Source organism: Sporosarcina thermotolerans, assembly GCF_042658975.1.
Classification (GTDB): Bacteria; Bacillota; Bacilli; order Bacillales_A; family Planococcaceae; genus Sporosarcina; species Sporosarcina thermotolerans.
On sequence record NZ_JBHSRM010000014.1, the window covers coordinates 90,477 to 117,047 of the forward strand.

General features: G+C 41.7%; 30 protein-coding genes and 1 other annotated feature. Of the genes, 27 read left to right on the forward strand and 3 right to left on the reverse strand.

What is annotated here, in order from left to right; all coding sequences use genetic code 11:
• The first annotated feature begins 115 nt into the window (after positions 1 to 115).
• The 15 genes from cymR to mtnN all read left to right on the forward strand — a co-directional run bounded on the left by cymR (position 116) and on the right by mtnN (position 14,903).
• Positions 116 to 535 (forward strand): cysteine metabolism transcriptional regulator CymR, encoded by a 420-nt coding sequence (cymR, locus tag ACFPZG_RS11945; protein WP_283732271.1) that lies wholly within the window; start codon positions 116 to 118, stop codon positions 533 to 535.
• A 26-nt stretch (positions 536 to 561) separates the two neighbouring features.
• Complete coding sequence (locus ACFPZG_RS11950) at positions 562 to 1,698, forward strand: cysteine desulfurase family protein (RefSeq protein ID WP_283732270.1); 1,137 nt, start codon at positions 562 to 564, stop codon at positions 1,696 to 1,698.
• 21 nt (positions 1,699 to 1,719) lie between these two features.
• Positions 1,720 to 2,844 carry a tRNA 2-thiouridine(34) synthase MnmA gene (mnmA, locus tag ACFPZG_RS11955; RefSeq protein ID WP_283732269.1) on the forward strand — a complete coding sequence of 375 codons (1,125 nt, stop codon included), beginning with the start codon at positions 1,720 to 1,722 and terminating at the stop codon, positions 2,842 to 2,844.
• Positions 2,845 to 2,855: 11 nt separating this feature from the next.
• Positions 2,856 to 3,518 carry a tetratricopeptide repeat protein gene (locus ACFPZG_RS11960; RefSeq protein WP_283732268.1) on the forward strand — a complete coding sequence of 221 codons (663 nt, stop codon included), beginning with the start codon at positions 2,856 to 2,858 and terminating at the stop codon, positions 3,516 to 3,518.
• A gap of 27 nt (positions 3,519 to 3,545) precedes the next feature.
• Positions 3,546 to 5,978, forward strand: a complete 2,433-nt coding sequence (recD2, locus tag ACFPZG_RS11965; protein WP_317940776.1) for an SF1B family DNA helicase RecD2 — start codon at positions 3,546 to 3,548, stop codon at positions 5,976 to 5,978.
• A gap of 38 nt (positions 5,979 to 6,016) precedes the next feature.
• Positions 6,017 to 6,217, forward strand: a binding site (T-box leader).
• A 293-nt stretch (positions 6,218 to 6,510) separates the two neighbouring features.
• Complete coding sequence (gene alaS, locus ACFPZG_RS11970) at positions 6,511 to 9,144, forward strand: alanine--tRNA ligase (protein WP_317940775.1); 2,634 nt, start codon at positions 6,511 to 6,513, stop codon at positions 9,142 to 9,144.
• Between the two features lie 80 nt (positions 9,145 to 9,224).
• Positions 9,225 to 9,497 carry an IreB family regulatory phosphoprotein gene (locus ACFPZG_RS11975; RefSeq protein WP_283732267.1) on the forward strand — a complete coding sequence of 91 codons (273 nt, stop codon included), beginning with the start codon at positions 9,225 to 9,227 and terminating at the stop codon, positions 9,495 to 9,497.
• Complete coding sequence (gene ruvX / locus ACFPZG_RS11980; protein ID WP_283732266.1) at positions 9,494 to 9,913, forward strand: Holliday junction resolvase RuvX; 420 nt, start codon at positions 9,494 to 9,496, stop codon at positions 9,911 to 9,913. The genes ACFPZG_RS11975 and ruvX overlap by 4 nt, the downstream gene beginning before the upstream one ends.
• 10 nt (positions 9,914 to 9,923) lie before the next feature.
• Entirely contained in the window at positions 9,924 to 10,220 is a 297-nt protein-coding gene (locus tag ACFPZG_RS11985) for a DUF1292 domain-containing protein (protein WP_283732265.1), read from the forward strand.
• A gap of 113 nt (positions 10,221 to 10,333) precedes the next feature.
• Entirely contained in the window at positions 10,334 to 11,458 is a 1,125-nt protein-coding gene (gene mltG, locus ACFPZG_RS11990) for an endolytic transglycosylase MltG (protein WP_317940774.1), read from the forward strand.
• 12 nt (positions 11,459 to 11,470) lie between these two features.
• Positions 11,471 to 12,127, forward strand: a complete 657-nt coding sequence (locus ACFPZG_RS11995; RefSeq protein ID WP_381427387.1) for an O-methyltransferase — start codon at positions 11,471 to 11,473, stop codon at positions 12,125 to 12,127.
• Positions 12,128 to 12,158: 31 nt separating this feature from the next.
• Positions 12,159 to 12,797, forward strand: coding sequence for a uridine kinase (udk, locus tag ACFPZG_RS12000; RefSeq protein WP_283732262.1), 639 nt, complete (start codon positions 12,159 to 12,161; stop codon positions 12,795 to 12,797).
• A gap of 101 nt (positions 12,798 to 12,898) precedes the next feature.
• Positions 12,899 to 13,375: a transcription elongation factor GreA gene (gene greA, locus ACFPZG_RS12005; protein ID WP_283732260.1), complete on the forward strand. Its 477-nt coding sequence runs from the start codon at positions 12,899 to 12,901 to the stop codon at positions 13,373 to 13,375.
• Positions 13,376 to 13,463: 88 nt separating this feature from the next.
• Positions 13,464 to 14,183 carry a YrrS family protein gene (locus tag ACFPZG_RS12010; RefSeq protein ID WP_283732259.1) on the forward strand — a complete coding sequence of 240 codons (720 nt, stop codon included), beginning with the start codon at positions 13,464 to 13,466 and terminating at the stop codon, positions 14,181 to 14,183.
• Positions 14,184 to 14,210: 27 nt separating this feature from the next.
• Positions 14,211 to 14,903: a 5'-methylthioadenosine/S-adenosylhomocysteine nucleosidase gene (mtnN, locus tag ACFPZG_RS12015; RefSeq protein WP_283732257.1), complete on the forward strand. Its 693-nt coding sequence runs from the start codon at positions 14,211 to 14,213 to the stop codon at positions 14,901 to 14,903.
• Positions 14,904 to 15,289: 386 nt separating this feature from the next.
• Here mtnN and sigK read toward each other — a convergent pair whose 3' ends face one another.
• Positions 15,290 to 15,991: an RNA polymerase sporulation sigma factor SigK gene (gene sigK, locus ACFPZG_RS12020; RefSeq protein ID WP_317940772.1), complete on the reverse strand. Its 702-nt coding sequence runs from the start codon at positions 15,989 to 15,991 to the stop codon at positions 15,290 to 15,292.
• 169 nt (positions 15,992 to 16,160) lie between these two features.
• On the opposite strand from sigK, the gene ACFPZG_RS12025 reads away from it, so the two are divergent.
• The 11 genes from ACFPZG_RS12025 to ACFPZG_RS12075 all read left to right on the forward strand — a co-directional run bounded on the left by ACFPZG_RS12025 (position 16,161) and on the right by ACFPZG_RS12075 (position 24,758).
• Positions 16,161 to 16,676, forward strand: coding sequence for a YqeG family HAD IIIA-type phosphatase (locus ACFPZG_RS12025; RefSeq protein ID WP_283734661.1), 516 nt, complete (start codon positions 16,161 to 16,163; stop codon positions 16,674 to 16,676).
• Positions 16,664 to 17,779 carry a ribosome biogenesis GTPase YqeH gene (gene yqeH / locus ACFPZG_RS12030; RefSeq protein ID WP_317940771.1) on the forward strand — a complete coding sequence of 372 codons (1,116 nt, stop codon included), beginning with the start codon at positions 16,664 to 16,666 and terminating at the stop codon, positions 17,777 to 17,779. The genes ACFPZG_RS12025 and yqeH overlap by 13 nt, the downstream gene beginning before the upstream one ends.
• Before the next feature lie 13 nt (positions 17,780 to 17,792).
• Positions 17,793 to 18,623, forward strand: a complete 831-nt coding sequence (gene aroE, locus ACFPZG_RS12035) for a shikimate dehydrogenase (protein WP_317940770.1) — start codon at positions 17,793 to 17,795, stop codon at positions 18,621 to 18,623.
• The gene (yhbY, locus tag ACFPZG_RS12040; RefSeq protein WP_283732256.1) at positions 18,624 to 18,911 is read left to right on the forward strand and encodes a ribosome assembly RNA-binding protein YhbY; all 288 of its coding nucleotides are present in this window, start codon (positions 18,624 to 18,626) and stop codon (positions 18,909 to 18,911) included.
• A 10-nt stretch (positions 18,912 to 18,921) separates the two neighbouring features.
• On the forward strand, positions 18,922 to 19,503 hold the full coding sequence (locus ACFPZG_RS12045; protein WP_283732255.1) for a nicotinate-nucleotide adenylyltransferase: 582 nt from the start codon (positions 18,922 to 18,924) through the stop codon (positions 19,501 to 19,503).
• Positions 19,481 to 20,038 (forward strand): bis(5'-nucleosyl)-tetraphosphatase (symmetrical) YqeK, encoded by a 558-nt coding sequence (gene yqeK, locus ACFPZG_RS12050; RefSeq protein ID WP_283732254.1) that lies wholly within the window; start codon positions 19,481 to 19,483, stop codon positions 20,036 to 20,038. The genes ACFPZG_RS12045 and yqeK overlap by 23 nt, the downstream gene beginning before the upstream one ends.
• A 29-nt stretch (positions 20,039 to 20,067) precedes the next feature.
• Positions 20,068 to 20,412, forward strand: coding sequence for a ribosome silencing factor (gene rsfS / locus ACFPZG_RS12055; RefSeq protein ID WP_283732253.1), 345 nt, complete (start codon positions 20,068 to 20,070; stop codon positions 20,410 to 20,412).
• On the forward strand, positions 20,402 to 21,148 hold the full coding sequence (locus ACFPZG_RS12060) for a class I SAM-dependent DNA methyltransferase (RefSeq protein ID WP_317940769.1): 747 nt from the start codon (positions 20,402 to 20,404) through the stop codon (positions 21,146 to 21,148). The genes rsfS and ACFPZG_RS12060 overlap by 11 nt, the downstream gene beginning before the upstream one ends.
• A 67-nt stretch (positions 21,149 to 21,215) precedes the next feature.
• A complete protein-coding gene (locus ACFPZG_RS12065) occupies positions 21,216 to 21,884 on the forward strand; it encodes a helix-hairpin-helix domain-containing protein (RefSeq protein ID WP_381427398.1) in 669 nt (222 codons plus the stop codon).
• A 22-nt stretch (positions 21,885 to 21,906) separates the two neighbouring features.
• The gene (locus ACFPZG_RS12070) at positions 21,907 to 22,470 is read left to right on the forward strand and encodes a ComE operon protein 2 (RefSeq protein ID WP_283732250.1); all 564 of its coding nucleotides are present in this window, start codon (positions 21,907 to 21,909) and stop codon (positions 22,468 to 22,470) included.
• Positions 22,467 to 24,758, forward strand: coding sequence for a DNA internalization-related competence protein ComEC/Rec2 (locus tag ACFPZG_RS12075; RefSeq protein ID WP_317940768.1), 2,292 nt, complete (start codon positions 22,467 to 22,469; stop codon positions 24,756 to 24,758). The genes ACFPZG_RS12070 and ACFPZG_RS12075 overlap by 4 nt, the downstream gene beginning before the upstream one ends.
• 57 nt (positions 24,759 to 24,815) lie before the next feature.
• Here the strand turns inward: ACFPZG_RS12075 and ACFPZG_RS12080 are convergent, their stop codons facing one another.
• Positions 24,816 to 24,950: a YqzM family protein gene (locus ACFPZG_RS12080; protein ID WP_283732245.1), complete on the reverse strand. Its 135-nt coding sequence runs from the start codon at positions 24,948 to 24,950 to the stop codon at positions 24,816 to 24,818.
• A gap of 159 nt (positions 24,951 to 25,109) precedes the next feature.
• On the opposite strand from ACFPZG_RS12080, the gene holA reads away from it, so the two are divergent.
• Positions 25,110 to 26,126 (forward strand): DNA polymerase III subunit delta, encoded by a 1,017-nt coding sequence (gene holA / locus ACFPZG_RS12085; RefSeq protein WP_283732244.1) that lies wholly within the window; start codon positions 25,110 to 25,112, stop codon positions 26,124 to 26,126.
• A gap of 168 nt (positions 26,127 to 26,294) precedes the next feature.
• On the opposite strand, the gene rpsT is transcribed toward holA, so the two are convergent.
• Entirely contained in the window at positions 26,295 to 26,546 is a 252-nt protein-coding gene (rpsT, locus tag ACFPZG_RS12090; protein WP_283732243.1) for a 30S ribosomal protein S20, read from the reverse strand.
• Between the last annotated feature and the right edge of the window lie 25 nt (positions 26,547 to 26,571).

Below are 26,571 nucleotides of genomic sequence, written 5' to 3' on the forward strand. Positions count from 1 at the left end.
ACATCTGTTCCTTCATTATACATGAGTATTGGGGATAAGTCATTTGGAGGAAGCGGCAAGGTCAATTATGCTATAATATTTTGAAGTGTAGTTAAAGAAAAGGACGTTGGTAATTATGAGGATTTCTACGAAAGGTCGGTATGGACTCACGGTTGTTGTAGAGCTTGGGAAAAAGTATGGGGAAGGCCCTTTGCCATTGCGAAAAATAGCAGAAGAACAAAATCTATCAGAAGCTTATTTAGAGCAACTCATACCTACTTTGCGCAATAGCGGAATTGTGAATAGTGTCCGTGGTGCTTACGGGGGCTATAAGCTTTCGAAACCACCGAGTGAGATAACAGCCGGAGATGTGATTAGATTGCTTGAAGGCCCAATTCAGGTTGTTGAAGGAATTGAGGAGAGCAATGTACCACAACAGACACTTTGGAATCGAATCGGGGACGCAATTAGGGAAGTCCTCGACAAAACGACGATTAAGGACCTTATTGAATCAGAAGATGAATCTAATTTAGACGGATATATGTTTTATATATAATCCTGTGAAGGAGACGAATCAAGACAATGATATATTTAGATCATGCTGCCACAACTCCTATACATCCGGAAGTCAGTGCGGCCTATATGCGCGCAATGGACACGGTATTCGGCAACCCCTCGAGCATCCATACATTCGGTCGTACTTCACGTAAGCTTTTAGACGAATCAAGAAAGACGATTGCGGAAGCATTACACGCAGAACCGCCTGAAATCATCTTTACTTCAGGAGGCACTGAAGCAGATAATATTGCTGTTTTTGGCACAGCAAATTCAATGAAAGAAAAAGGCAATCATATAATTACCACTGCGATTGAACACCATGCGGTTCTGAATTCTTGTAAAGAATTAGAGAAATCCGGTTTTCAAGTAACATATTTACCTGTTGATAAAAACGGGAAAGTAAATGTAAAACAAATAGAGGCTGCATTAACAGATCAAACAATCCTTGTGTCAATCATGTATGGAAACAATGAGATTGGTACGATTCAACCGATCAAGGAGATTGGTGAAGTATTGAAGGAACACCAGGCTATTTTTCATACCGATGCTGTACAAGCATTCGGAGTAGTGGAACTGGATGTGAATGAACTACATGTTGATTTACTAAGTGCATCTGCCCATAAGTTGAATGGACCTAAAGGTGTCGGCTTCTTGTACCAAAGAAAAGGACTTCAAACGAATCCGCTACTCTTTGGTGGTGAACAGGAGAGGAAAAGAAGAGCGGGAACGGAAAATGTACCCGCGATTTCAGCCTTTGCAGAAGCTGTGAAAATAGCTCAACAAGAGATGGCTCAAAACCGTATCAAATATGCGGGCTTTGAAAAAATCCTAACAGAGACTTTTGAAATGAACAATGTATCCTATGAAGTGAATGCAAACGGAGCAGAAAGACTCCCGCATGTTATAAATATAAGTTTCCCAGGAACAGATATTGAATCCCTGTTAGTAAATATGGATATGGCAGGAATTGCGGTATCAAGCGGTTCCGCTTGTACAGCAGGATCTCTTGAGCCATCCCATGTTTTATCCGCAATTTGTGGAAGTGAATCTGCAAAATTAAGGAATTCCGTACGATTCAGCTTCGGACTTGGTCTTGAAGAAGACGCTATCCGAGATGCGGCACAAAAAACTTCAGAAATCGTAAACCGACTAGTGAAATGAATTTAAAAAGGATGAATAACAATGAGAACTACAACTAAACCGATTGCTGAAACAAGAGTAGTCATCGGGATGTCCGGCGGTGTTGACTCTTCCGTAGCGGCACTACTATTAAAGGAACAAGGATATGACGTCATCGGAATTTTTATGAAAAACTGGGATGACACAGATGAGTTTGGGGTTTGTACCGCAACTGAGGACTACGAAGACGTAATCAGTGTATGTAATGAAATCGGAATCCCTTATTATGCAGTCAACTTTGAACAACAATATTGGGATAAAGTCTTTTCCTATTTCCTTGAGGAATACAAAGCCGGAAGGACGCCGAACCCAGACGTAATGTGTAATAAGGAAATAAAATTCAAAGCGTTTTTAGATCATGCAATCAGTCTTGGAGCGGATTTCTTGGCAACAGGCCACTATGCACAAGTCGTAGAAACAGAACAAGGGGTAGCGATGTTAAGAGGGAAAGATGAAAACAAAGACCAGACCTACTTCCTTAATCAGCTCAATCAGGAGCAATTGCAAAAAGTGATGTTCCCGATTGGCGACCTCGATAAATCAGAAGTTCGTAAAATTGCTGAGAGAGCTGGACTTACAACAGCGAAGAAAAAAGATTCAACAGGCATTTGCTTTATCGGTGAACGGAATTTCAAGGAATTCCTTGGCCAATACTTGCCAGCTCAACCAGGCGAAATGAAAACGATGGACGGAAAAACCGTCGGAAAACATGATGGGTTAATGTATTATACAATCGGACAGCGTCATGGTCTTGGAATCGGTGGTGCTGGTGATCCTTGGTTCGTTATTGGAAAGGATCTTAAAGAAAATACATTGCTTGTCGGTCAAGGATTCCATCATGATGCACTTTATTCCGATAGCCTAACTGCCATTAATATCAGTTTTTCAACTGCTCGTAAGATGCCGAAAACATTTGAATGTACGGCGAAATTCCGATACCGTCAACCTGATACGAAAGTGACAGTTGAACTATTGGAAAATGGTGAGGCAGCCGTTACGTTTGCCCAACCAGTAAGAGCGATTACTCCTGGTCAAGCTGTCGTGTTTTATGACGGAGAAGAATGTCTTGGTGGTGGAACAATCGATACAGTCATCAAAAACGGCGTGCAATTAGATTACGTAGGATGAGAGGAAATTCGATGGAATACAATGAACTTGGAATAAAAGCCCTGCAAGAAGGGGCGTATGAAAAAGCGATAGAAGCTTTCATGAAAGCGGCTGAGGAGGAACCGGACAATCCGGTAGGGTACATTAACATAGCAAATGTATTTGCTTCCCTAGGTGACACGGAAAGGGCGGAGCGATTCTTTCAAAAGGCGATTACTTTAGACGAAAATGCTGGTTCAGCTTTATATGGATTAGGCAATCTCTATTTTACGAATGACCGTTTTGAAGAGGCGGCAAAGTTGTATGAAAAAGCAATCCGAGCCGGTTTAAATGAAGCTGATGCTTTTTTCATGCTTGGAAAAAGTTTAAAGCAATCTGGTAATAGTAAACTTGCATTGCCGTATTTTCAAAGGGCAGCTGAATTGGCTCCTGATGACCTTGAAATTAGGCTAGCCTATGGAATTCTCCTTGCTGAAATGGAATTATTTGAGGAAGCAGGCAAAGAACTTCGATTTATCCTTGAAAAGGACGAGGCGAATGTTGATGCCCATTATAATATCGGTGTGTTGTATGCAGTATCGACAAACCGGAAAGAGGATGCTATTCATCATCTTGAGAAGGCATTCACACTTGAACCGGAACATACCCAGGCACGATATATTTACGACATGATCAAAATGGGCGAACAATCATAACAGCTGATGGTTAAGGTGGTGGAAGGTATGGAAGGAAATGCAGAGGCGATGTTCATAGTTGGAAGACCGGTAGTTACAATCTTCCACAATCCCGATAATCTATTTTCAATTGTCAAATTGAAAATAACGAAAACAAATAGCGGTTATGCGGATCGGGAAATTGTCATAAAAGGAAATTTTCCACCGCTCGCAAACGAAGAGGATTATCGATTAACGGGGGTACTTGTCAACCATTCGACGTACGGACAGCAATTCGATGTCCACACCTTCTCCAAAGAATTGCCAGAAACCGAAACTGGGATTGTCCATTATCTATCAAGTGATTTATTCCCCGGTATTGGTAGAAAAACTGCGGATACAATTGTTAAAACTTTAGGAATGGACGCTATCAAACAGATTCTTGAAAATCCGTCTGTTTTGGACCGTATTCCTAAGCTCTCAGAAGAGAGGAAAGAAACCCTTGTTACAGTACTGCAGGAAAATTTAGGGTTAGAACGTTCGATGGTTCAATTGAATGAATGGGGTTTTGGCCCCCAACTTTCCATGCGGATTTACCAGACATATCGCGAGGAAGCAATTGAATTATTAAAAGAAAACCCTTTTCGGTTGATAGAGGACGTTGAAGGAATTGGTTTTCAACGAGCGGATGAATTAGGTAAACAATTGGGTATCACGGGTAGCCACCCTTCACGTGTGAAAGCTGCCATTCTTCATTCGATCAACCAAGGAGTCCAGTCCGCCGGCCATGTTTTTTTAGACGCAGAAATGATTTTGCCGGAAGTGAAGCGACTACTTGAAAGTAGCCAAAGGGAAGAAGTGACTTTTCAGCAAATTTCTCAAATGGTCATTGAATTGGTGGAGGAAGGGAAGCTCTGTGGCGAAGGTAAAAGGCTATATGTCCCTTCTCTCTATTTCTCGGAAATTGGCATCGCTTCGAAGTTGGAACGAATTATGGAGAATGACCATGCCGACAAATTTCCGGTATCCGAAATCAGAAAAGCAATTGGTGAAGCGGAAGAACGTCTTGGCGTCAGTTATGCAGAAACTCAAGTTGCTGCAATTCAGGAGGCTATTCATTCTCCAGCAATGATTCTTACTGGTGGTCCGGGTACTGGTAAAACAACAGTAATTCGGGGATTAGTTGAAGTATATGCCGAGTTGCACGGTCTTTCATTAGACCCCAAAATCTATGCGAAAAAAGAAGAAAGTTTTCCAATTGTTTTAGCGGCTCCGACAGGTCGTGCGGCTAAAAGGATGTCTGAATCCACGGGCCTTCCTGCGATGACAATCCATCGCCTTCTTGGTTTCACTGGCCAAGAAAGAGATGATGCAATCGGAAAGGAAGTGGAAGGGCGACTCATCATAATCGATGAAATGTCGATGGTCGATACATGGTTAGCGCACCAGTTGCTGAAGGCATTACAAAACGATATCCAAATCCTTTTCGTTGGCGACCAGGATCAGCTTCCCCCTGTAGGGCCCGGACAAGTTTTAAAAGATATGCTTACCTCAGGAAAAATCCCGGTTGTCGAACTGACCGAAATCTATCGTCAAAGTGCCGGATCCACAATTATTGAAATGGCCCATATGATTAAAAACGGCGACTGGGTAGATGATATCACCCGGAAAACAGGAGATCGTTCATTTATCAAAGCATATGGAGATCAAATCCTTGAAGTGGTCGAACAGGTGGTCAAAAATGCAATTTCAAAGGGCCACCATATCAAAAACATCCAAGTACTTGCACCAATGTACAAAGGGCCTGCAGGTATAGACGGGTTAAACAAGATGATCCAGCAGATGGTCAATCCTCCGGGTCCTGACCGGAAGGAAGTCGTATTCGGGGAGACTGTTTACCGTATCGGGGACAAAGTGCTCCAGCTTGTCAACCAACCTGAAAGTAATGTTTTCAATGGCGATATGGGTGAAGTTATCTCTATCATCAAAGCTAAAGAAACAGTGGATAAAAAGGAAATGCTGATCGTTTCATACGACGGGATTGAAGTGGAATATGAACGTAATGACTTAAATCAGATAACACTAGCTTATTGCTGTTCAATCCATAAATCCCAAGGTAGTGAATTTCCAATTGTCGTCATGCCAATTGTCCGAGGCTATCGGAAAATGCTCCGGAAAAATCTTTTATACACAGGGATTACACGGGCCAAAAACTTTCTAATTCTATGTGGAGAGCCTGAGGAATTCAAAATTGGAATAAATCGGACAGACGAACTGGAGCGCCAGACGACTCTAAAGGAAAGATTACGCAAAGAGTCTATCGTGGAAAATGAAGATGTCATTGAAACAAGCCAACTGGCGAAACATAGTGAAACCTTAGACAATCCTGATTCCGATGTTAAAAAAGAATACAGACTTACAAGAGAAACAATTCTTGGCATTGACCCGATGATTGGTATGAGGGGAATAACCCCATACGACATTTCCGAGGCAATAGATTGACACATCGCACTCTATTCCCTATAATCCTAAGTATCATATAAAATTCGTTGACGGAGAAAGTACGCCTATCGCCATGTTCAGAAAGGAATCCCCAGGCTGCAAGGATTCCCATGGCCATTTGCCGGAAAGCTACTCCCGAGAGCAACTAATCCTTGCCGTTAGCCGCGTTAAGGCGTCTTGAGATACCGGTTTTCACCGGTAAATTAGGGTGGTACCACGAAAAAATCTTCGTCCCTTGTACAGGGGAGGAGATTTTTTTGTTTTTATTTAATTTTATTTTTGCTTTTGCTTTCAAATCTTTGATTGTTAAGTATGTCTAGTTGCTTGAAGTGGAAGGCGGCGACTCCAGCAAAAGCGTAGCGTTACGAGCAATGTTTACTGCGACCCTAAGGGAGCAGGAAGTTGTAAGTCGCTGCCTTAATTTCTGCAAAAAACGCAGAAATACGGCAAATCGAACTCTTCGTGGTTCGATTGGAAAGCGTCCGCCTGCAACGTAAAGCAACGGTTTATAATAACCCAAGGAGGAAATTTCATGAAAAAACTAACATCAGCTGAAGTCAGAAGAATGTTTCTTGAATACTTCAAACAACATGGCCACAGCGAAGAACCATCAGCACCCCTAGTGCCAATCGACGACCCTTCACTTCTATGGATCAACAGCGGAGTCGCAACACTAAAAAAATATTTCGACGGACGTGTCATCCCAACTAACCCACGTATCGTCAACGCCCAAAAATCAATCCGAACAAACGACATCGAAAATGTCGGAAAAACTGCTCGCCACCATACATTCTTCGAAATGTTAGGGAACTTCTCAATCGGTGACTACTTCAAAGAAGAAGCAATCATCCGTGCATGGGATTTCCTAACGAATGAAAAATGGATCGGCTTCGACCCGGAATTACTTTCCGTCACCATCCACCCGGAAGATGACGAAGCATACGCAATTTGGAAAGATAAAATCGGTATTCCCGAAGAGCGCATTATCCGATTAGAAGGGAACTTCTGGGATATCGGAGAAGGACCAAGCGGCCCGAACTCAGAAATTTTCTATGATCGAGGCCCATCATATGGCGATGATTTTTCGGATCCGGAATTGTATCCAGGCGGTGAAAATGAACGCTACTTAGAAATCTGGAACTTAGTGTTCTCCGAATTCAACCATAATCCTGATAACACGTACACGCCGCTACCAAAGAAAAATATTGATACTGGAATGGGACTTGAACGTCTTGTTTCCGTCATCCAAGAAGTGCCGACAAACTTTGACACGGATCTATTTATGCCGATCATCCATTCTGTAGAAAACGTTTCCGGCGAGAAATACGGCGAGAACGAAGTAAAAGACACAGCATTTAAAGTGATTGCTGACCATATCCGTACTGTTGCGTTTGCGATCGGCGACGGGGCACTACCTTCCAACGAAGGAAGAGGATATGTCTTACGTAGACTTTTACGTCGCGCAGTACGCTTCGCAAAACAATTGGGTATCAATAAGCCATTCATGTATGAACTCGTCCCTGTCGTTGGGGAAGTAATGGAAGACTTCTATCCACAAGTCAAAGAAAAAGAAGCTTTCATTATGAAGGTTATTAAGAATGAGGAAGAACGCTTCCATGAGACTTTGCACGAAGGATTGTCTATATTGAACACTGTTATGGAAAAAGCGAAAGCTGCTGGCCATTCAGTCGTATCTGGTAAAGATGCATTTAAGCTTTATGACACATACGGCTTCCCGTTTGAGCTAACAGAAGAGTTTGCAGAAGAAGCAGGAGTGACAGTCGACCGTGTCGGCTTTGAAGAAGAAATGGAGAATCAACGGAAACGTGCTAGGGCGGCTCGACAAGATGTCGATTCAATGCATGTTCAATCAGAAGTGTTAGGGAATCTTCATGAATCAAGCGAATTTATCGGATATGATAATTTGGCTTGCGAGTCACAAATCAGCGTTTTATTGCATAATGGTGATTTGGTTGCGCATGCTTCTGAAGGGGATGAAATCCAATTCATCCTTGAACGTACACCGTTCTATGCAGAAAGCGGAGGGCAAATCGCGGATAAAGGAATCGTTGAAAGTGTGGCATTCATCATCGATGTGAAGGATGTGCAGAAAGCGCCGAATGGCCAAAACTTGCATTCCGGAATTGTTCGTTCAGGCGAAGTTTCGCATAGCACCAATGTACATGCAGAGGTGGATGTGGAATCACGTAAATTGACGATCAAAAACCATACAGCAACTCATCTTCTTCATAAAGCGTTAAAACTCGTACTTGGAGAACATGTTAATCAGGCTGGATCGTATGTTGGACCGGATCGTCTACGTTTCGACTTCTCACATTTTGGTCAAGTCACAAAAGAGGAATTGGAACGGATTGAAGAAATCGTTAATGAAAAGATTTGGGAAGATATCTCCGTTCAAATTGAACAGAAACCGATTAATGAAGCAAAAGAAATGGGTGCAATGGCTTTATTCGGTGAGAAATATGGGGATGTAGTTCGTGTAGTTTCCGTGGGAGATTTTTCACTTGAATTATGCGGTGGTTGCCATGTGCCGGCAACTTCTACAATAGGCCTTTTCAAAATTGAATCGGAAAGCGGAATTGGTGCAGGTACAAGACGAATCGAGGCAGTTACTGGCAAACAAGCCTACCTCTCATTCAAAATGGAAGAGGGACTATTGAACAGCGCTGCGACAATTTTAAAAACTAATCCAAAAGAGATTGTAACGAAGGTCCAATCCACGTTGATGGAGGTAAAAGAGCTTCATCGTGAAAATGATTCACTTTCCGCGAAATTGGGGAATAGCCAACTATCAGATATATTGGCAACTTCACAACAAATTGACGATGTGACAGTAATATCAGCCAGAGTGGATGTTAAGGATAACAATGCACTTAGACAAATGATTGATGAATTGAAACAAAAGATTGTAAAAGGTGTAATTGTACTTGGTGCGGCGTCGGAAGGAAAGGTTTTACTCGCATCTGGAGTGACAGAAGACTTGAAAGGCGGGAAATTCCATGCCGGAAAAATCGTCAATCATGTAGCTTCTCAGTGCGGCGGTAAAGGTGGAGGTCGTCCAGATATGGCGATGGCAGGTGCAAAGGATGCTTCTAAACTTGATGTAGCCCTCCAATCCGTGTATGATTATGTCAAATCCGTTTAACCGGAAATAGGCATCGGGTATAGAGAAGTGGGACAGATATCCGATTAACAAACGGACGATTGGAAAGTGGGGTGTCGACTATGAATTCATACGACAAAACGATGAAATTCAACTTTCCTGAGGAATCGATGGAGCAAGAAGTAAAATTGGTCATGCTTCATGTGCATAAAGCACTAGAGGACAAGGGTTACAATCCTATTAACCAGATTGTCGGTTATCTTCTTTCTGGCGACCCAGCTTATATTCCTCGTCATTATGAAGCCCGTAACCTCATCCGGAAATTGGAGAGGGACGAAATTCTTGAGGAGCTTGTGAAGTTCTACATCCGTGAAAACGGAGGTAAATCCAAGTGAGGGTAATGGGGTTGGATGTTGGTTCCAAAACGGTCGGTATTGCAATCAGCGATGCACTTGGGTGGACAGCCCAAGGCATCGAAACGATTAAGATTGATGAAAGTGCCGGCCAATTTGGTATGTCAAGAATTCAGGAGCTTGTTACTGAATATGCAGTTACTTCTTTCGTTGTCGGTTATCCGAAAAACATGAACAACTCGATCGGTCCAAGAGGGGAAGCATCTGAAAGATACGCGGAACTTTTAAAGGAAACGTTCGGTCATCCTGCTGTACTGTGGGATGAGAGACTTACGACAATGGCAGCGGAACGGATGCTGATCGAAGCGGATGTCAGCAGAAAGAAAAGAAAAACCGTCATCGATAAGATGGCAGCAGTCATGATACTACAAGGGTATCTTGATTCAAAAAATAGATGAGGTGATTTATATGGAACATGGACAAGAAACAATGACAGTAGTAGATGAGCACGGTGTAGAGCATGTATGTGAAGTTATTTTCACATTCGATTCGGAAGATTTTGGAAAATCATATGTCCTTTACCACATTTTAGGTGAAGATGAAGTCGGCGAAGATGAAGAGGTTGAAATCCATGCTTCTGCTTTCATCCCATCAGAAGATAACGAAGACGGAGAGTTATTGCCAATCGAAACAGACGAAGAGTGGGATATGATTGAAGAAATGTTGAACACTTTCCTTGCTGAAGACGACGAGGACGAAGAATAATTCATATGTGCACGGACGGAATGGTGCAGGCCATTCCGTTTTTTTCAATGAAAAGAACCTTTATCCAAGTTTTCAGTTCAATAGTTAGATAGCACGAAATGGGGTTACGCAGAATGGAAAATGGGTCAAAAAAAGAAGCGATGTTTGAAAAGATGCTCGAACAGAAAAAAGAAGTGAAAATTGTTAGGCGCATCGTGTTTGTTCTCACATTGTTAATCATAATCGGGGGGCTTCTTGGTGGCCGTGCAGTTTATAAATACATAAACGAAGCACTACAGCCTGTTGACCCTAACTCCGAAGAGATAATAGATGTTGAAGTTCCGATAGGATCTGGGTTAACATCGATTGCCGAAATGCTGGAGGAAAAAGGTCTAGTCAGGAATGCGAAAATATTTAAGTATTATGCAAAATTCAACAACGAGGCGCAGTTTCAAGCGGGTTCGTATGGATTGACAAAGGCAATGACTTTGGATGAATTAATTGAAAGTCTAAAAACAGGTAAAGTCTATAGGACACCAATTTTCACTATGACTGTTCCAGAAGGCTTAACATTGGATCAGATAGCAAATGTAGTTGAAAAACGGGCCGGAATCCCTGCAAAGGACTTTTTGAAGTATGTGAATAACGAGCAGACGATTGCGGATCTTATGGGTAAATACCCTAAAATTCTAACTGAAGATATTTTGGCTGAAGACGTTAGATATCCACTTGAAGGGTATTTATATCCAGCTACGTATCCATTCTACGAAGAGAAGCCATCAGTTGAAACGGTTGTCACTACGATGTTGGATGCAACATCTTCGAACATTACACCTTACTTCGCTTATTTAGAGTCAAACGGAAGGTCTGTTCATTGGTTACTTACATTCGCCAGTTTACTTGAAAGGGAAGCCACGGCAACTACGGATCGAGAGGCAATTGCAAGTGTCTTTTATAACAGATTGGAAAAAGGCATGATGCTTCAGACAGATCCAACTGTTTTATATGCGTTAGGCATGCATAAAGATAGGGTTTTATTTGCCGATTTGGAAGTTGATGATCCATATAACACATATAAATACGTTGGACTTCCTCCTGGACCAATAGCGAATTCTGGAAAGTCTTCAATCGAGGCAGTAGTTGACCCTGCAATTACGGAGTACTTCTATTTCCTTGCAGACAAGGAAGGAAAGAATTACTTCGCGAAGACTTACGAAGAGCATTTGGCTAATATTGCAGAACATCTATCAGGCGATTGAGCCGCAGAAAGAATGGAAGTGATCATCGTGAGTGAGTACACAACATATATTTCCAATTTGACTGAAGCCGAAAGTCCGTTGATTCAAGAAATGGAGAATTTTGCAGAAGAAAATAGGATTCCGATAATGGATAGGAACGGGATTGACACGTTTGTCGGTCTACTTCGAATCCAGCAGCCAAAGTTTATACTTGAAATCGGCAGCGCAATAGGATATTCTGCTATCCGGATGGTATCGTCAATAAAAGAAGTGTCCATCGTTACCATCGAACGGGACAAAGAAAGGTATGAGTCCGCAGTCGAGTATATCGAGCGAAGTGGATACAATGATAGGATTACCATCATTGAAGGCGATGCTTTACTGATGGATGAAGATCTTATTCCTGCACGTCAGTATGATGCTCTGTTCATTGATGCTGCGAAAGGCCAATACAAACGGTTTTTTGAGAAATATTCAAAGCATGTTGCTCCGGGCGGTGTCATTTATTGTGATAATATGTTTATGCATGGTGCGGTACTGATTCCGGATGAAGAATTACCGAAACGGAACCGTACGATGATTCGAAATCTAAAGGAATTCACTACTTGGATCATGGGGCATCCTCAGTATGAAACGTCACTGCTTCCAGTTGGTGACGGAATTTTAATTGCAGTTAAAAAGAGGGACTAGGGGTTTCCCTGCATTTGAGGGAGGAAAATAAATGGATAAGAGCAAACCTCTTGTCATTGGCATTGCCGGTGGTTCAGGATCGGGGAAGACCAGTGTTACGAACCGTATTTATAATGTGTTCAAGGAACACTCAGTTGTTGTTATTGAACAGGATTATTATTATAAGGACCAATCCCATTTGGAGTTTGAAGAAAGACTTTTGACAAACTACGATCATCCACTTGCGTTTGATACAGATTTGTTGATTGCTCATATCGGTAAACTTTTAGATCGGGAAGCAATAGAAAAACCGGTGTATGACTATGCTTTGCATACAAGGTCTGATCAGAAGATAACGATTGAGCCGAAGGACGTCATCATTCTTGAGGGAATTCTTGTTCTTGAGGATGAAAGGCTGCGTGATCTGATGGATATTAAGCTTTTTGTCGACACGGATGCTGATTTACGCATTATTAGGCGTCTTTTGAGAGATATTAACGAAAGAGGCAGAACAATCGATTCTGTTATCGAGCAATATCTATCAGTTGTTCGTCCAATGCACAATCAGTTCATTGAACCGACAAAACGGTATGCAGATATTATCATCCCGGAAGGCGGTCATAATGAAGTTGCGATTGACCTTATGGTAACGAAAATAAAAACAATTCTTGAATACGGCACGAAATTGTAATATGATAAAGTCAGAATTCAATATAAATGGCCCTATGTCGCATACCTTTAGCAGGAGCGGCATAGTGTTTTTATGAACAGGAATATGAGGAGTGTTGTAAAATGGTATCAGAGAAAAAATATCCAATGACAGTATCAGGCAAAAAAAAGCTTGAAGATGAGCTTGAGTTCTTAAAAACTGTAAAACGAAAAGAAGTCGTTGAACGCATTAAAGTTGCTCGTAGCTTTGGTGACCTATCGGAAAACTCGGAATATGATTCCGCGAAGGAAGATCAGGCATTTGTTGAAGGAAAGATTTCTACACTCGAGTCGATGATTCGTAACTCTGTCATTATCACAGAAAACGAATTGAATACTGATGAAGTACAACTTGGGAAAACGGTTACATTTAAAGAACTACCTGATGGTGATGAAGAGACATACACGATTGTAGGCTCAGCAGAAGCTAATCCGATTGAAGGGTTAATCTCTAACGATTCACCAATCGCAAAGGGCTTGATTGGCCGTAAAAAAGGCGACGAAGTTAAGATTGTGACTCCAGGGGGAGAAATGTCGGTCGTTATTGTTGAAATAAAGTGACCTTTAATGGCCGCCTTCAATATGAGGGCGGTTTTTTCCCTTATAGGGGTTTAGTTTGCCTTGACTAACTGTAAAGGGGGATGGTTGTATGAATGGAACTAATTCAAATTATTCACGAACGAGCCGTAAAAAAAGAAAGAACCGAGGCAACCAATTATTAAATATTATGATTGGACTTGTTGTTGTATTGATAGTGATCGTCGGGGCCAATATTTTTATCGGCAGTAAAAACGATGATAGTAAGGATCAAACAGCAAATCAAGATGCACAAGAGAACATCGAAGAGAACTCAAGTGAAAACGATGCAGATACTGACGGTGAAAATGGAATGCCGGCTGATGATGAAGATCAATCCAATGATAGTGATGTGAATGATGAAAGCACGGACGATGGAGGATCTGATGGTTCGGGAGCGGGAACATCCGGAGACGGAAATACTGACGAAGCTAACGATGAAGATACCATAACTATTGTCCCGAATGATGAAGAGATAATTGATGAAACAATTATTAACAATGCTTGGCAGCCAATCGGAACAGTTCAAACAGGCGATCATATTTCAATCTATGAAATAGGTACTGTTGACTGGGATGAAAAGAAAAAAGCAATCGCCTATGCAACTGGATTTCCGGAGGAATCCTTAATCTATTGGAAGATTAAAAATGGCGGTGGGCCACAAAAATCGATTGGGATTGTCTCAACTAGGGACGAAGTGGAGAAATTCCGTGTTTATCTCGAATGGGTGGATGAAAAGGGTTGGCAGCCAGTGAAAATGGATATTTTAAACACATTGGACTTTGAATATTGAACTGAACTACAGTCGGAGGGCAACTAGATGAAAATAGCAATTATAGGTGCAATGGAAGAAGAAGTAGAAATCTTAAGAGGAAAAATCGAAACACAGCATGCAAGCGTGATTGCAGGGTGTGAGTTCATTGAAGGAAAGATTGGCAATCATGATATCATCCTTGTGAAAAGTGGGATTGGTAAAGTAAACGCGGCAATTGCAACGACATTGCTAATACAACAATATAAGCCAGATGCAATTCTAAACACTGGATCCGCAGGTGGTTTTGCTGAAACCCTTGAAGTTGGAACAATTGTCATCTCGGATGAGGTCAGACATCATGACGTGGACGCGTGCGTCTTTGGTTATGAAATCGGCCAAGTACCGGGAATGCCACCGTCTTATCTATCAGATCCGAAGCTTGTCCAAGCCGCAAGGGAAGCCGTTGAGGAAATTGGGGAACACGCGCATGCGACAGGACTGATTGCTTCAGGGGATGTATTCATGAGCGACAGTGAACGTGTTAATCTCGTGAAAAGTCAGTTTCCGAAAATGATTGCTGCTGAAATGGAAGCAGCAGCGGTTGCACAGGTTTGTCACCAATTTGGAACACCTTTTGTTGTAATCCGAGCATTATCCGATATTGCCGGTAAGGAATCTTCAATCAGTTTTGATGAATTCCTACCCCTTGCAGCAAAACATTCTTCTGAAATTGTCATGCATGTCTTATCGAAATTATAATTGATATATGGTAAGATAGAAGTAAGGTATTTATTGTCTATAAGGAGGTTATGATAGATGTTTTATCTAATGGCTGGCGTGTTTTTTCTATCCACAGTTCTCGCTGTTATAATCGCTCGTGAGGTAAGTGCAGACTGATATCCTAAATGCGAGATGTAAAAACAAAATGCATTAAATTGGCGTTTCCTTTCACGCGGCCGGGGGCCCTGTGTAAGGAAACGCCTTTTTACTTCGTATAGACTCCGGTCGCCCTGCGTTTTTGTTTACGTATAGACTCCGAGCGCCAGTCCCTCAAGTCGGTTCAGACATGCCAAAAAGGCAAAGTGCGCCTTTCCGGCATGTCTTCCACCGCTTGTTGGGAATAAGCAGGCGCCCTCCGCTTTTGGTTATTCATTGTATTCATGCTTAAATAGCTGATACAATTTGACAATGGCCCTTTTCTCGATACGGGAAACATAGCTTCTTGAAATATTGAGTTGCTGGGCAATGTCCTTTTGGGTCATCGGTTGATCATCCAATAATCCATATCTTCTTTGGATGATTTCGAGCTCCCTTCCATCCAACTTTCCAAGATGGCGATAAAGCCGTTCTTTAAGCTCTTTCTGTTGGACGGTTTCGACTGGAGCTTCCTCTTCGGTTTGCAACAAATCTGCTATCTGAAGGGACTGCCCATCCTTGTCTGTCCCGATTGGATCAAAAAGCGATACGTCTTTTTGCACTTTTTTTTGGGTTCTTAGGTACATGAGTATTTCATTTTCAATACAACGGGCTGCATATGTCGCTAATTTCGTTTTACGGTCAAGTGTAAAACTGTTTACAGCCTTCATAAGCCCGATTGTACCAATGGAAATGTAATCGTCCAGTTGTTCGTGTTTTGGGTGGAATTTTTTTACTACGTGAGCGACGAGGCGCATATTCCTTTCTATTAGCTCATCTCTTGCGCTCTCATCACCTTCTGCCAATCGCTTCAAACAATCCGCTTCTTCCGCTTTGGATAACGGGCGACGGAATGCCTGCCCCCGGATATAGCCGACCATTGCCGGGATTTCGACCCACAGTTGGACGAGTGTCATAACAAATCCGCTCATCGGTCCACCTCCTGTGTCGTTATATGACAGCATATGCGCTGACGGCTTGTATTAATTCGGCGTGGTGAAGCGAATGATTGAAAAGGATTTGTCTCTCTTACAATGCATGTGAAACGCTTCTGTTGTGGTATAATACACTTTGAATTGGAGATATAACGGAGTGGATAACTTGTATAATTACTTTCTGCCGGATGAGTATGTTAAAGACATCTTTCAAATTTCGCCGGATAAACTAATTGAAAAAGGAATTAAAGGAATCATTACCGATTTAGATAATACGCTTGTGGAATGGGATCGGCCAGAGGCGACTCCCGAAATTTCGGAGTGGATGAAAATGATGCAAGACGCGGGTCTTCAAGTGACGATTCTTTCGAATAACAATCATGCCCGTGTGCAGACATTCTGTGATCCACTTGGTACACCATTCATATGTGACGCCCGTAAACCATTGGCAAGAAACTTTAAAAAGGCACTTGCCACGATGGGCTTACAAAAGGAAGAGGTTGTAATGGTGGGAGATCAGCTTATGACAGATGTGTTAGGTGGCAATCGATTTGGCCTGCGTACGATACTTGTTGTTCCTGTAGCAAGCTCAGATGGCTTTGTTACAAAGTTTAACAGGATGATTGAAAGAAGAATCTTGGCCAGACTCAAACGTCTTGGAAAGATTGAATGGGAGGAATAAGGTTGGAACAACTTAAATGTATAGGTTGTGGAATAGAAATTCAAACGGAGGATCCGAAAAAGGAAGGTTTTGCTCCTCCATCGTCATTGGAGAAGGAGGAAGTCATTTGTCAACGCTGTTTCCGACTTCGCAATTACAATGAATTGCAGCCCGTCTCATTATCTGGTGACGATTTCCTCAAGATTTTGAATGGTATTGGGAACAAAGATGGCCTTGTCATTAAAATCGTTGATATTTTTGATTTTAACGGTAGCTGGATAAATGGATTGCAACGATTCGTTGGCGATAAGGATATATTGTTAGTCGGCAATAAATCCGACGTCCTTCCCAAATCAATCAATCGCAATCGACTTATCAATTGGATGAAAGCTGAAGCCGCAAAATTGGGGCTGAAGCCAATCGATGTGTTACTTATTTCCGCACATAAAGGGCATGGCATGGAAGAGGCAATGGAAGCTATCGATAAATATAGAAAAGGGAAAGATGTCTACGTTGTCGGTTGCACGAATGTTGGAAAGTCAACGTTCATAAATCGAATCATAAAGAATGCAACAGGTATGGGTGAGGTTATTACGACATCCCATTTCCCTGGGACTACGCTCGACTTAGTTGAAATTCCTCTTGACGACGGAAAGGCTATATATGATACGCCTGGAATTATTAACGACCATCAAATGGCCCATCATTTAGATGCCAAAGATCTTAAGGCGATTACTCCGAAAAAAGAGTTAAAACCAAAAGTGTTCCAATTGAATGCTGAGCAGACTCTATTCATAGGAGGGCTCGCTAGGTTCGATTTCCTTAAGGGTGACCGTTCCTCTTTCACAATCCATATATCGAATGACCTTCCTATCCATCGTACAAAGTTGGAAAATGCGGATTCATTATATGCTTCGCATTTAGGTGATTTACTTTCACCACCAAGCGGAGAATCACTTGAGAAAATGCCGCCACTTGTAAGACATGAATTTTCCATTAAAAAACCGAAAATGGATCTTGTCATTTCGGGCTTGGGCTGGATCACTGTGCAGCATCCCGGAGTAGTTGTTGCAGTACACGCACCCCGTGGTGTTGATGTAGTGCTCCGTCCATCACTTATTTAAGGGGGGACAGTCCATGAAGAAGTGGTATGCAGTTATTGGTGACCCAATTGCACAATCGATGTCTCCAGAAATGCATGAAGCCTGGTTCAGAGAAAACCAGATTAACGCATCCTATATACCGGTACATGTGAAGGCAGATGAATTGGAAGCTGCTGTAAGTAGCCTAAAAAGATTGGGATGCAGCGGTTGGAACGTAACTGTTCCTCACAAGACTGCCATTATTCCTTTTATAGATAAATTGGACGAAACCGCAAGTCGAATGAATGCTGTGAATACAGTAAAAGTGCTTGAAGACGGTACTCTTTACGGTATGAATACTGATGGACAAGGATTTGTCCGTTCATTGCAAGAAGTCTACGCATTAGGGGAAACTATCGGTAATGTACTTGTCATCGGTGCGGGAGGAGCGGCAAGTGGTATATCTTTTGCCTTGGAGGACGCCGGTTTTGGTCCCATCACTTTTACGAATAGGACCTTTGAAAAAGCTTTGCAGTTATCTGGTGGTTTTTCTTCAGGTTCTGCTTTATCATTTAAAGATGCCGAATCGGCAATCGGCAAATTTGAATTGATCGTACAAACGACGTCCGTTGGCATGAATTATGCCCGCAGCGGAATCCCTTTGGATCCCTCGGGAATAACTGAAGGAACAATTGTCGCGGACATCATCTATAATCCGTTCGAAACTGATTTTTTACGAATTGCTCGTGAATCGGGCGGTAAGACATTGAATGGTATCGGAATGTTCGTCCATCAAGGTGCCCTATCATTTGAGTTGTGGACAGGCATTACCCCTGATACGCGTAAAATGATTCAGTCCATTTCAACAAAACTTGGAGGAAATTAAATGTTATCTGGAAAACAAAAAAGTTATTTACGTAGTGAAGCACATCATCTTCAACCTATTTTTCAAATCGGAAAAGGCGGTTTGACAGATCAAATTATTAAACAGATTGAGGAAGCACTTGAAGCAAGGGAATTGATAAAAGTGAGCATTCTTCAAAATTGTGAAGAGGATAAGAATGAAATTGCTTCAAAACTTGAAAGTGCTGGAATTGAAGTTGCGCAAGTGATTGGTAAAATCCTTGTGCTTTACAAAGAATCGAAAGAGAAAAAACGGATTGTCCTTCCATAAGGAGCGGATTATGAAAAAGGTTGGACTATTGGGAGGCACTTTTAACCCTCCCCATATCGGACATCTGATTATCGCCAATGAGGTGAAACATGCTCTCGGCCTTGACGAAGTACGGCTTATGCCGACCTCTATCCCGCCGCATAAGTCGAACCCGACAGATGCGACACCTGAGCAGCGTCTTCGCATGGTGGACCTCGCTGTAGAAGGGACGAATGGTTTGTCTGTTTCCGCTTTTGAAGTTGAGCAAGGTGGGGTTTCATATACCTTTGAAACCATGAAGCGGTTAAAGGAACATGAACCGGGCAGTGATTTTTATTTTATTATCGGTGGGGATATGATTGATATCCTCCCAAATTGGTATAAAATAGAAGAACTTGTAAAAGTCGTCAAGTTTGTTGGAGTTGGTAGACCGGGTACAATCGGAAAATCAGATTTTCCGATTAGAATGGTTCAAATTCCTGAAATCGAACTTTCCTCGACACTCATTCGGGAGAGGATTGGGTCAAATGGGACAATTCGATTTCTCGTTCCGGAAAAAGTTGAAAATTTTATCCGTTTGGAGGGACTCTATGGAAACCCGACAAATAATTGAGGAAATCAAAAAACGTCTTTCTTTAAAACGGTTCGAACATGTTATTAGAGTTGCGGAAACTGCAAAAGTCTTGGCTGTTCGCTTTGGAATTTCAGTCGAAAAGGCAGAGTTAGCTGCTTTGTTACATGATGTTGCGAAAAACATGGAACCAGCAGATATGCGTAAACTAATTGAAGAAAATGGTGAAGATAGTAGGCTTCTTGATTTTCACCATGAAATTTGGCATGCAGCTGCAGGGAAGATCATAGCACGTGATGAATTCGGGGTAAAAGAATTGGATATACAGAATGCCATACGTTACCATACAACTGGCAGGGCAGGAATGTCTGCCCTTGAGAAAGTAATTTATGTTGCAGACCTGATTGAACCGGGGCGAACATTCCCCGGAATCGAGGAGCTTCGAAAGACAGCCGAATTATCGATTGAAGAGGCGATGAAGTCTTGTATCATTCATTCGGTCGGTTATCTAATTGACAAGCGGATAACAGTTTTCCCTGACTCTTTCGAATGCTATAATGAGCACGTACAAAGATGAACAGTCAACTACGAAAGGAAACGTGAAATATGACAACATTATTGGAAATAGCATATAAAGCAGTAGACGACAAGCACGCACAGGAGATCGTCGTTTTAAACATGGAGGGTGTTTCACTCATAGCAGATCAATTCATCATCTGCCATGCGAACTCAGAACGTCAGGTACAAGCAATCGCAAGGGAAGTAGCAGATAAGGCTTCTGAAAATAACTATGTTGTGAAAAGAGTAGAAGGCCTGGAAACTGGAAGATGGGTGCTTGTAGATTTAGGTGATGTAGTTGTACACGTATTCCATAAAGATGAACGTGGCTATTATAATTTGGAAAAGTTATGGGGAGACGCCCCTTTACTGAAAATGGCCAATGAGCAATAAAGAAGCCTACACAAATTTCGCACTCGTTTACGATGAGCTAATGACTGATATTCCATACGATGCTTATGTGGAATTACTCTCACTTTCATTAGATGGGTTGAAAAATCGCAGAATCATCGATATCGGCTGCGGAACTGGATTACTCTCCGTGAAACTTGCAAAGGCAGGAGCGGATGTTACTGGAATTGACCTCTCGGCGGATATGCTTGAAGTTGCGAAGAAAAGAGCAAATGCCCTTTCAATGCCAATTCAATTTATAGAGCAGCCTATGCAGGAAATTGAAGGTACGCCGGAATATGATGGGGCAGTCATTGCGATAGATTCCCTGAATTATCTTCCCGATCGCGAGAGTGTACTCCAAACCTTTAAGGGAATTCATTCGATACTAAAAAACGGTGGTTTGTTGATGTTTGATGTGCATTCCACCTTTAAGACGGATGTCATTTTCATGGAAGGGCCTTTTACATTTGATAATGAACGAATTGCCTACATTTGGGAAACGGAGGAAGGAGATACGGAGCATTCGGTCTACTCCAATCTAGCTTTCTTCGTCAAGGAGGAAAATGGTCTTTATCGGAGGTTCAATGAAAGTCATCTTCAGACAACATACCATGTTCATGATTATGTAGAGATGTTGCAGAGTGCCGGGTTTAAGGTGGAGCGTATTTTTGCAGATTGGGAAGATGAACCACCATATGAAGAAAGTGAAAGAATTTTTTTTCAAGTCCGTAAATGAAACTTCCTTTTTAGGAAGTTTTCGTTTATAGTGGTATAAGACTCCATATGGATGCCTCGAAGAAAGGGTGACAGTGCTGCTTACTTCATTTTCTTCAGGTAAATGGCGTAGGATCATCACCCCCATTGCAGCAATCGCTGTACTTTCCGCAATACTGTTCTTTCCCCGAGGACAGGCTGATAATCATCCGATTATCGTAAGCGGTCAATCCCCAATTATTAATGTTTTAGAGGAAGAACTTCCTGAAGAGGAGCCCACGGATAGTAAGGATGAAATTTTCCCGGTATTGATCATGGTTGATATTCAAGGAGCCGTGAAATATCCTGGTGTATATTCCTTAGTCGAAGGGGATCGCCTGATCGATGCGATACATGCTGCGGGAGGTTATTTGCCGAATGCAGATTCCCGAATGTTGAACCATGCGATGAAATTGGTAGATGAATTATTCATTTATATACCAAGGGAAGGCGAAGAAATGGATTTTTATGATTCTAAAAATGTATCGATGCCTCATTCGGGCATAGGCCAACAGAATAATGATGGAAAAGTTAATATTAATCTTGCAGACGTTCAGGAGTTAATGACGATTCCGGGAATCGGGCCGTCGAAAGCTGCGGCGATTGTAAAATATCGTGAAGAAAATGGTTTTTTTAACTCTCCTGAAGCGATAATGGTAGTGTCTGGAATTGGACAAAAGACATTTGAAAAACTTGAGTCTTTTATTTCAACCAACTAAGAAATAGTTTGGAGGCATACATATGGAGCGTATTACATGGGATCAGTTTTTCATGGCGCAATGCCATCTTCTTGCGGTCAGAAGCACTTGTACAAGACTTGCTGTCGGAGCGACAATTGTTAGGGATAATAGAATTATTGCAGGGGGCTATAACGGTTCTATTTCTGGTGGAGACCATTGTATCGACCACGGATGCTATGTCGTCGATAATCATTGTGTCCGTACAATCCATGCTGAGATGAACGCATTATTGCAATGTGCGAAGTATGGTAGTCCAATAGACGGAGCAAGCATCTATGTCACCCATTTCCCTTGCCTGCAATGTTCGAAAGCGATTATTCAAGCGGGAATTCGAACAGTCAATTATGCAAAGGATTACAGAAACAACGAATATGCGATAAAGCTATTTGAGCAAGCTGGAGTTGAATTAAATCATATCCCTAACGATGAAAGTAAAGTCGATTTCACCAAGGATGGAAAAGTGGAGTTGCTCACTGACATACTTGATGAAATGAAAGCATTGGGCGCACCTACAGATAAACTGTCCTCATTTAAGAGAAGGGTGGATGACCTATTCGGCAATTGATTGGTGAAATACGTCCAATTTATGTTTGTATACCGGTTGCCGTATCGGCTTTTGCCGCGTACGGTCCGGTTCAGATTTTATTACTCAATCTTCTTCTTTTCCCCGTTTTTCTTCGTAGAAAAAAAGATTTGCTCACACCGCTTTTTGCGTTAACAGCAACGTTTTTTTCTTATTTTCTCATTTCCATGCAAATACCCGAGCTTAAACAGGCCGGTACACCCATAACCATAACACTAACCTGGACAGATCAGGTGAAAATAGATGGTGGAGTTTTGAAGGGCTTTGCTAAAACTAATTCCAATGAAATTGTTTATTCGAAATTGAAGTTTACAAATGAAAAACAGAAAAGACAGTTCGAGGACATCCACATACCTTCATATCAGTTTACTTTATCCGGAGCTTTCCAAGACTTGCCTCCAGCTGCACATGACTATTCTTTTAACATGGAGAATTACTTAAAAGCGAATGGTGCAATTGGAATGTTTGAGGCTGAACAAATCGCTAACTATAAAAAAAATACTGGCATACAAACTGTATTATCGGAGCATAGGTGGCGGGTGAAACAGCATATAAAGGATAACTTTCCTGAAAGCCTGGTGGTCGAGGCCGAATCTTTATTAATTGGTGATAGGAGCGGTATGGACGAAGAACTAGCAGCGAGTTACAGGACATTGGGCATAACCCATCTGTTTGCAATATCCGGTCTTCATGTAGGTTTATTGACCTTTCTATTTCGGGCTCTGCTTATCAGGTTGTCTTTGAGGAAGGAAACTGTAGATACTCTCTTAGTGATCCTGTTGCCTCTGTACGCGGTAATTGCAGGAGGGGCCCCATCTGTTTGGCGTGCTGTTTCCGTTACGGTTCTCATTCTTTTGACAGCCTCTGGACGGTTTAGGATGCGAATGGATGATGCGCTTGCCGTAAGTGCAGCCTGTTTTATCCTATTACAGCCATGGGTCGCTTTTCAACCAGGATTTCAACTTTCTTACTTGGCTGCATTTTCATTAGTCTATTCAACCAAAATTCTTTCCCGTCAGAAATCAGGATTAGCCATTTCGTTTCTTGTTACAATGATTACCCAATTGGCGCTATATCCAGTTATTTTATATCACTTTTATGAATTGTCACTGTCGTCTTTTGTTGTTAATTTACTATACGTTCCCATTTATTCGGTAATCATATTGCCGATAAATATACTTTTGCTTTTGTTAACGTACTTGTCACCATCGATTGCAGCAATCATTTTCTTCATTTATGAACCACTTAGAAATTGGCTTGGGTTATTTACAGAGTTCTTATCGTCTTTACCATATCAGATGTGGGTCCCAGGCAAACCGCCTGCGGTGCTGGCCGCTTTAATAGTTATGGGAGTGTTCCTCTTTTTTATCTCGTTTGAGCGTGGGAAAAATCCGTTTCGATCCTTTTGTTTTATACTTGTTCCGGCAGTAGTCCTGCATATATACCCCTATTTGGACCCGTCATTGAAGGTTACTTTCCTTGATGTTGGACAAGGGGATGCTATCGTTATTGAGCTTCCTCACCGACAGAAAGTCTACGTTATTGATACAGGAGGAAATGTAAACTTTGGTGAACCTAATTGGCGTACCCCGGAAAAGGAATTTGAAGTTGGCAGGAAAATCGTTGTTCCTTTTTTGAAGGGAAGAGGCATAAATAAAATAGATAAATTGATACTTAGCCATGCGGATAGTGATCATATAGAAGGTGCTGACGAAGTACTTGAGGAAATATCCGTAAAGGAGATCCACATCTCCCCTAATAGTGAAAAGGAACTGACAATGGAAGAAGTGCTTCATATTGCTATAGAAAAGAAAATCCCTATTTTTGCAATGAACGAAGGATATCATTGGCAGGAAGGGCCGACTGTGTTTAGCTATATCGCTCCCCAAAAGGGTTTGTATAAAGGGAATGATAGTTCACTTGTTCTATTAATGGAAACTTCCGGTCTATCATTTCTTTTTACAGGGGATTTAGAATTCGAAGGGGAAAAGAGGATAGTAAGAGAATACGAGCACAAGAATTGGGGCCAATTAATACTTAAAGCCGGTCATCATGGCAGCCGTACATCAAGTTCAGATGCATTTATCAAAACATTACATCCTGAACTAACCATACTTTCCTACGGCAGGAATAATCGATACGGTCATCCTCATCCGGAGGTACTTGCCACTTTTGAACAGAATAATTTGCAAACGATATCAACGGCGGATTATGGATCTATCACGATTACGGTGAGGAAGGATAGGTATTCCATACAAACTTCACGATAAAAAAAGACGGATATGTCCATTCCGATTAAGGATGGACTATCCGTCTTTCCTAGACCATTAACGTCCGACGACGTCAATGATTGTAGCAACAACGAAAATTGCAGAAAAAGCCACGAAAGCTACAATGAATCCAATACCTGAGTCAATTAAATCATTGCGTTTGGACTGTACGTCTTGTTCAAACTCATTCATTGCTACACCTCCTAATTCCTTTATAGTATAGATGATTAACCAAAAAAAATCTATATCAAACGTTCTTTTAAGTCGGGTATATGACAATCGACACAAAATGTTCATAGTCGTGAAATGGTAATGTATAATGGGGAAATGTAAGTGATTGGAGTGATTAGAATGGTAAATGCAATCTGGAAAAGCATTAGCGAGGGGAAGATTGAACCTGTTTACTTGTTGATGGGTGTCGAAAGACATTTAATCGATGAGACGATTAAGCGGCTAATCCAAGCCTTGCCAGATGGAGAAGAGGATGCGGTTGTCAGATTCGATTTGGATGAAACACCGATTGAAGCAGTAATTGAAGAAGCGGATACACTCCCATTCCTCGTAGAAAGAAAATTAGTCATCGCGAATAATACGTCTTTCCTAAAGGCTGCAGATAAAACAAAAGAGAAAGTTGTACATAATATTACTTTGCTGGAAGAGTGGCTATCAAATCCATCACCTACAGCTACAGTTGTTTTTTTGGCCCCTTATGAAAAACTTGATGGCCGGAAAAAAATCACAAAACTTATGATGCAAAAATCTACCGTAGTAGAAGCATTGCCGCTCGTCGGTCGAGACTTGACAACATGGATTCAAAATGAAGCAAGTTCGTTTGGTATCAAAATAAGTCCCGAAATTGCACAAGTACTTATCGATATGACAGGAGACAGTCTTTTGGCACTTTCTTCAGAACTTGAAAAAATTGCGATGTATATGGATGGAAAGGGCGAAGTGACAAAAGAAATAGTAGAAATGCTCGTCCCTCGTCTGCCCGAGATGGATGTTTTTAGATTGACAGATGCATATATGAACGGAAATATTAAAGAGACCATTAAGATTTACCATGATTTGTTAGGGAATGGCGAAGAACCGATCATGTTAACTTCCCTGATTGCAGGACAAATCAGACTGATGATCCATGTCGCGTCGTTGGCAAAAAAAGGATATCATCAACAACAAATAGCAAAAACTCTAAACGTCCATCCATACCGCGTAAAACTCGTAATGGAAAACAGAAGCATACCTAAGATGGAAAGGCTGTTAGTGATTCTCGAAAAACTCGCCGATATCGACTATAAACTAAAATCAACAAGTGGCAAAAGAGAAAGAGTATTAGAGATTTTCTTCATGGAACCTTTAAAGGGATAAATAGAAAAGGCTGTCCATTTCATTATGAAATGGACAGCCTTATTTTCATCCAGCTCCGGGTGGCAGCTGCTCGGGTCATAAGTCGGCTCTGCTGCACGGCAAAAACCGCCGTTTCGCAAATCCGCCTTATGCCTGTCGCAGCTAATCGCCACCCTCCGCTTTTGTTCATTACAAAGCTTTTTTTGTAAGACGAGCTTTTTGACGAGCTGCTGTATTTTTGTGGATTAGACCTTTACGAGCAGCAGTATCCAACTTCTTAACTGCGTCTTTCAAAAGTTCTGCAGCGTTCTCTTCTTTATTGATGATCGCAGTGTCAGCTTTACGTACAGCTGTACGCATTGCAGATTTAACTTGTGAATTCTGTTCATTCGCTGCGGCACTTTGTTTAACGCGCTTAATTGCACCTTTGATGTTTGGCATTCCATTCACCTCCAATTTCAGGTAA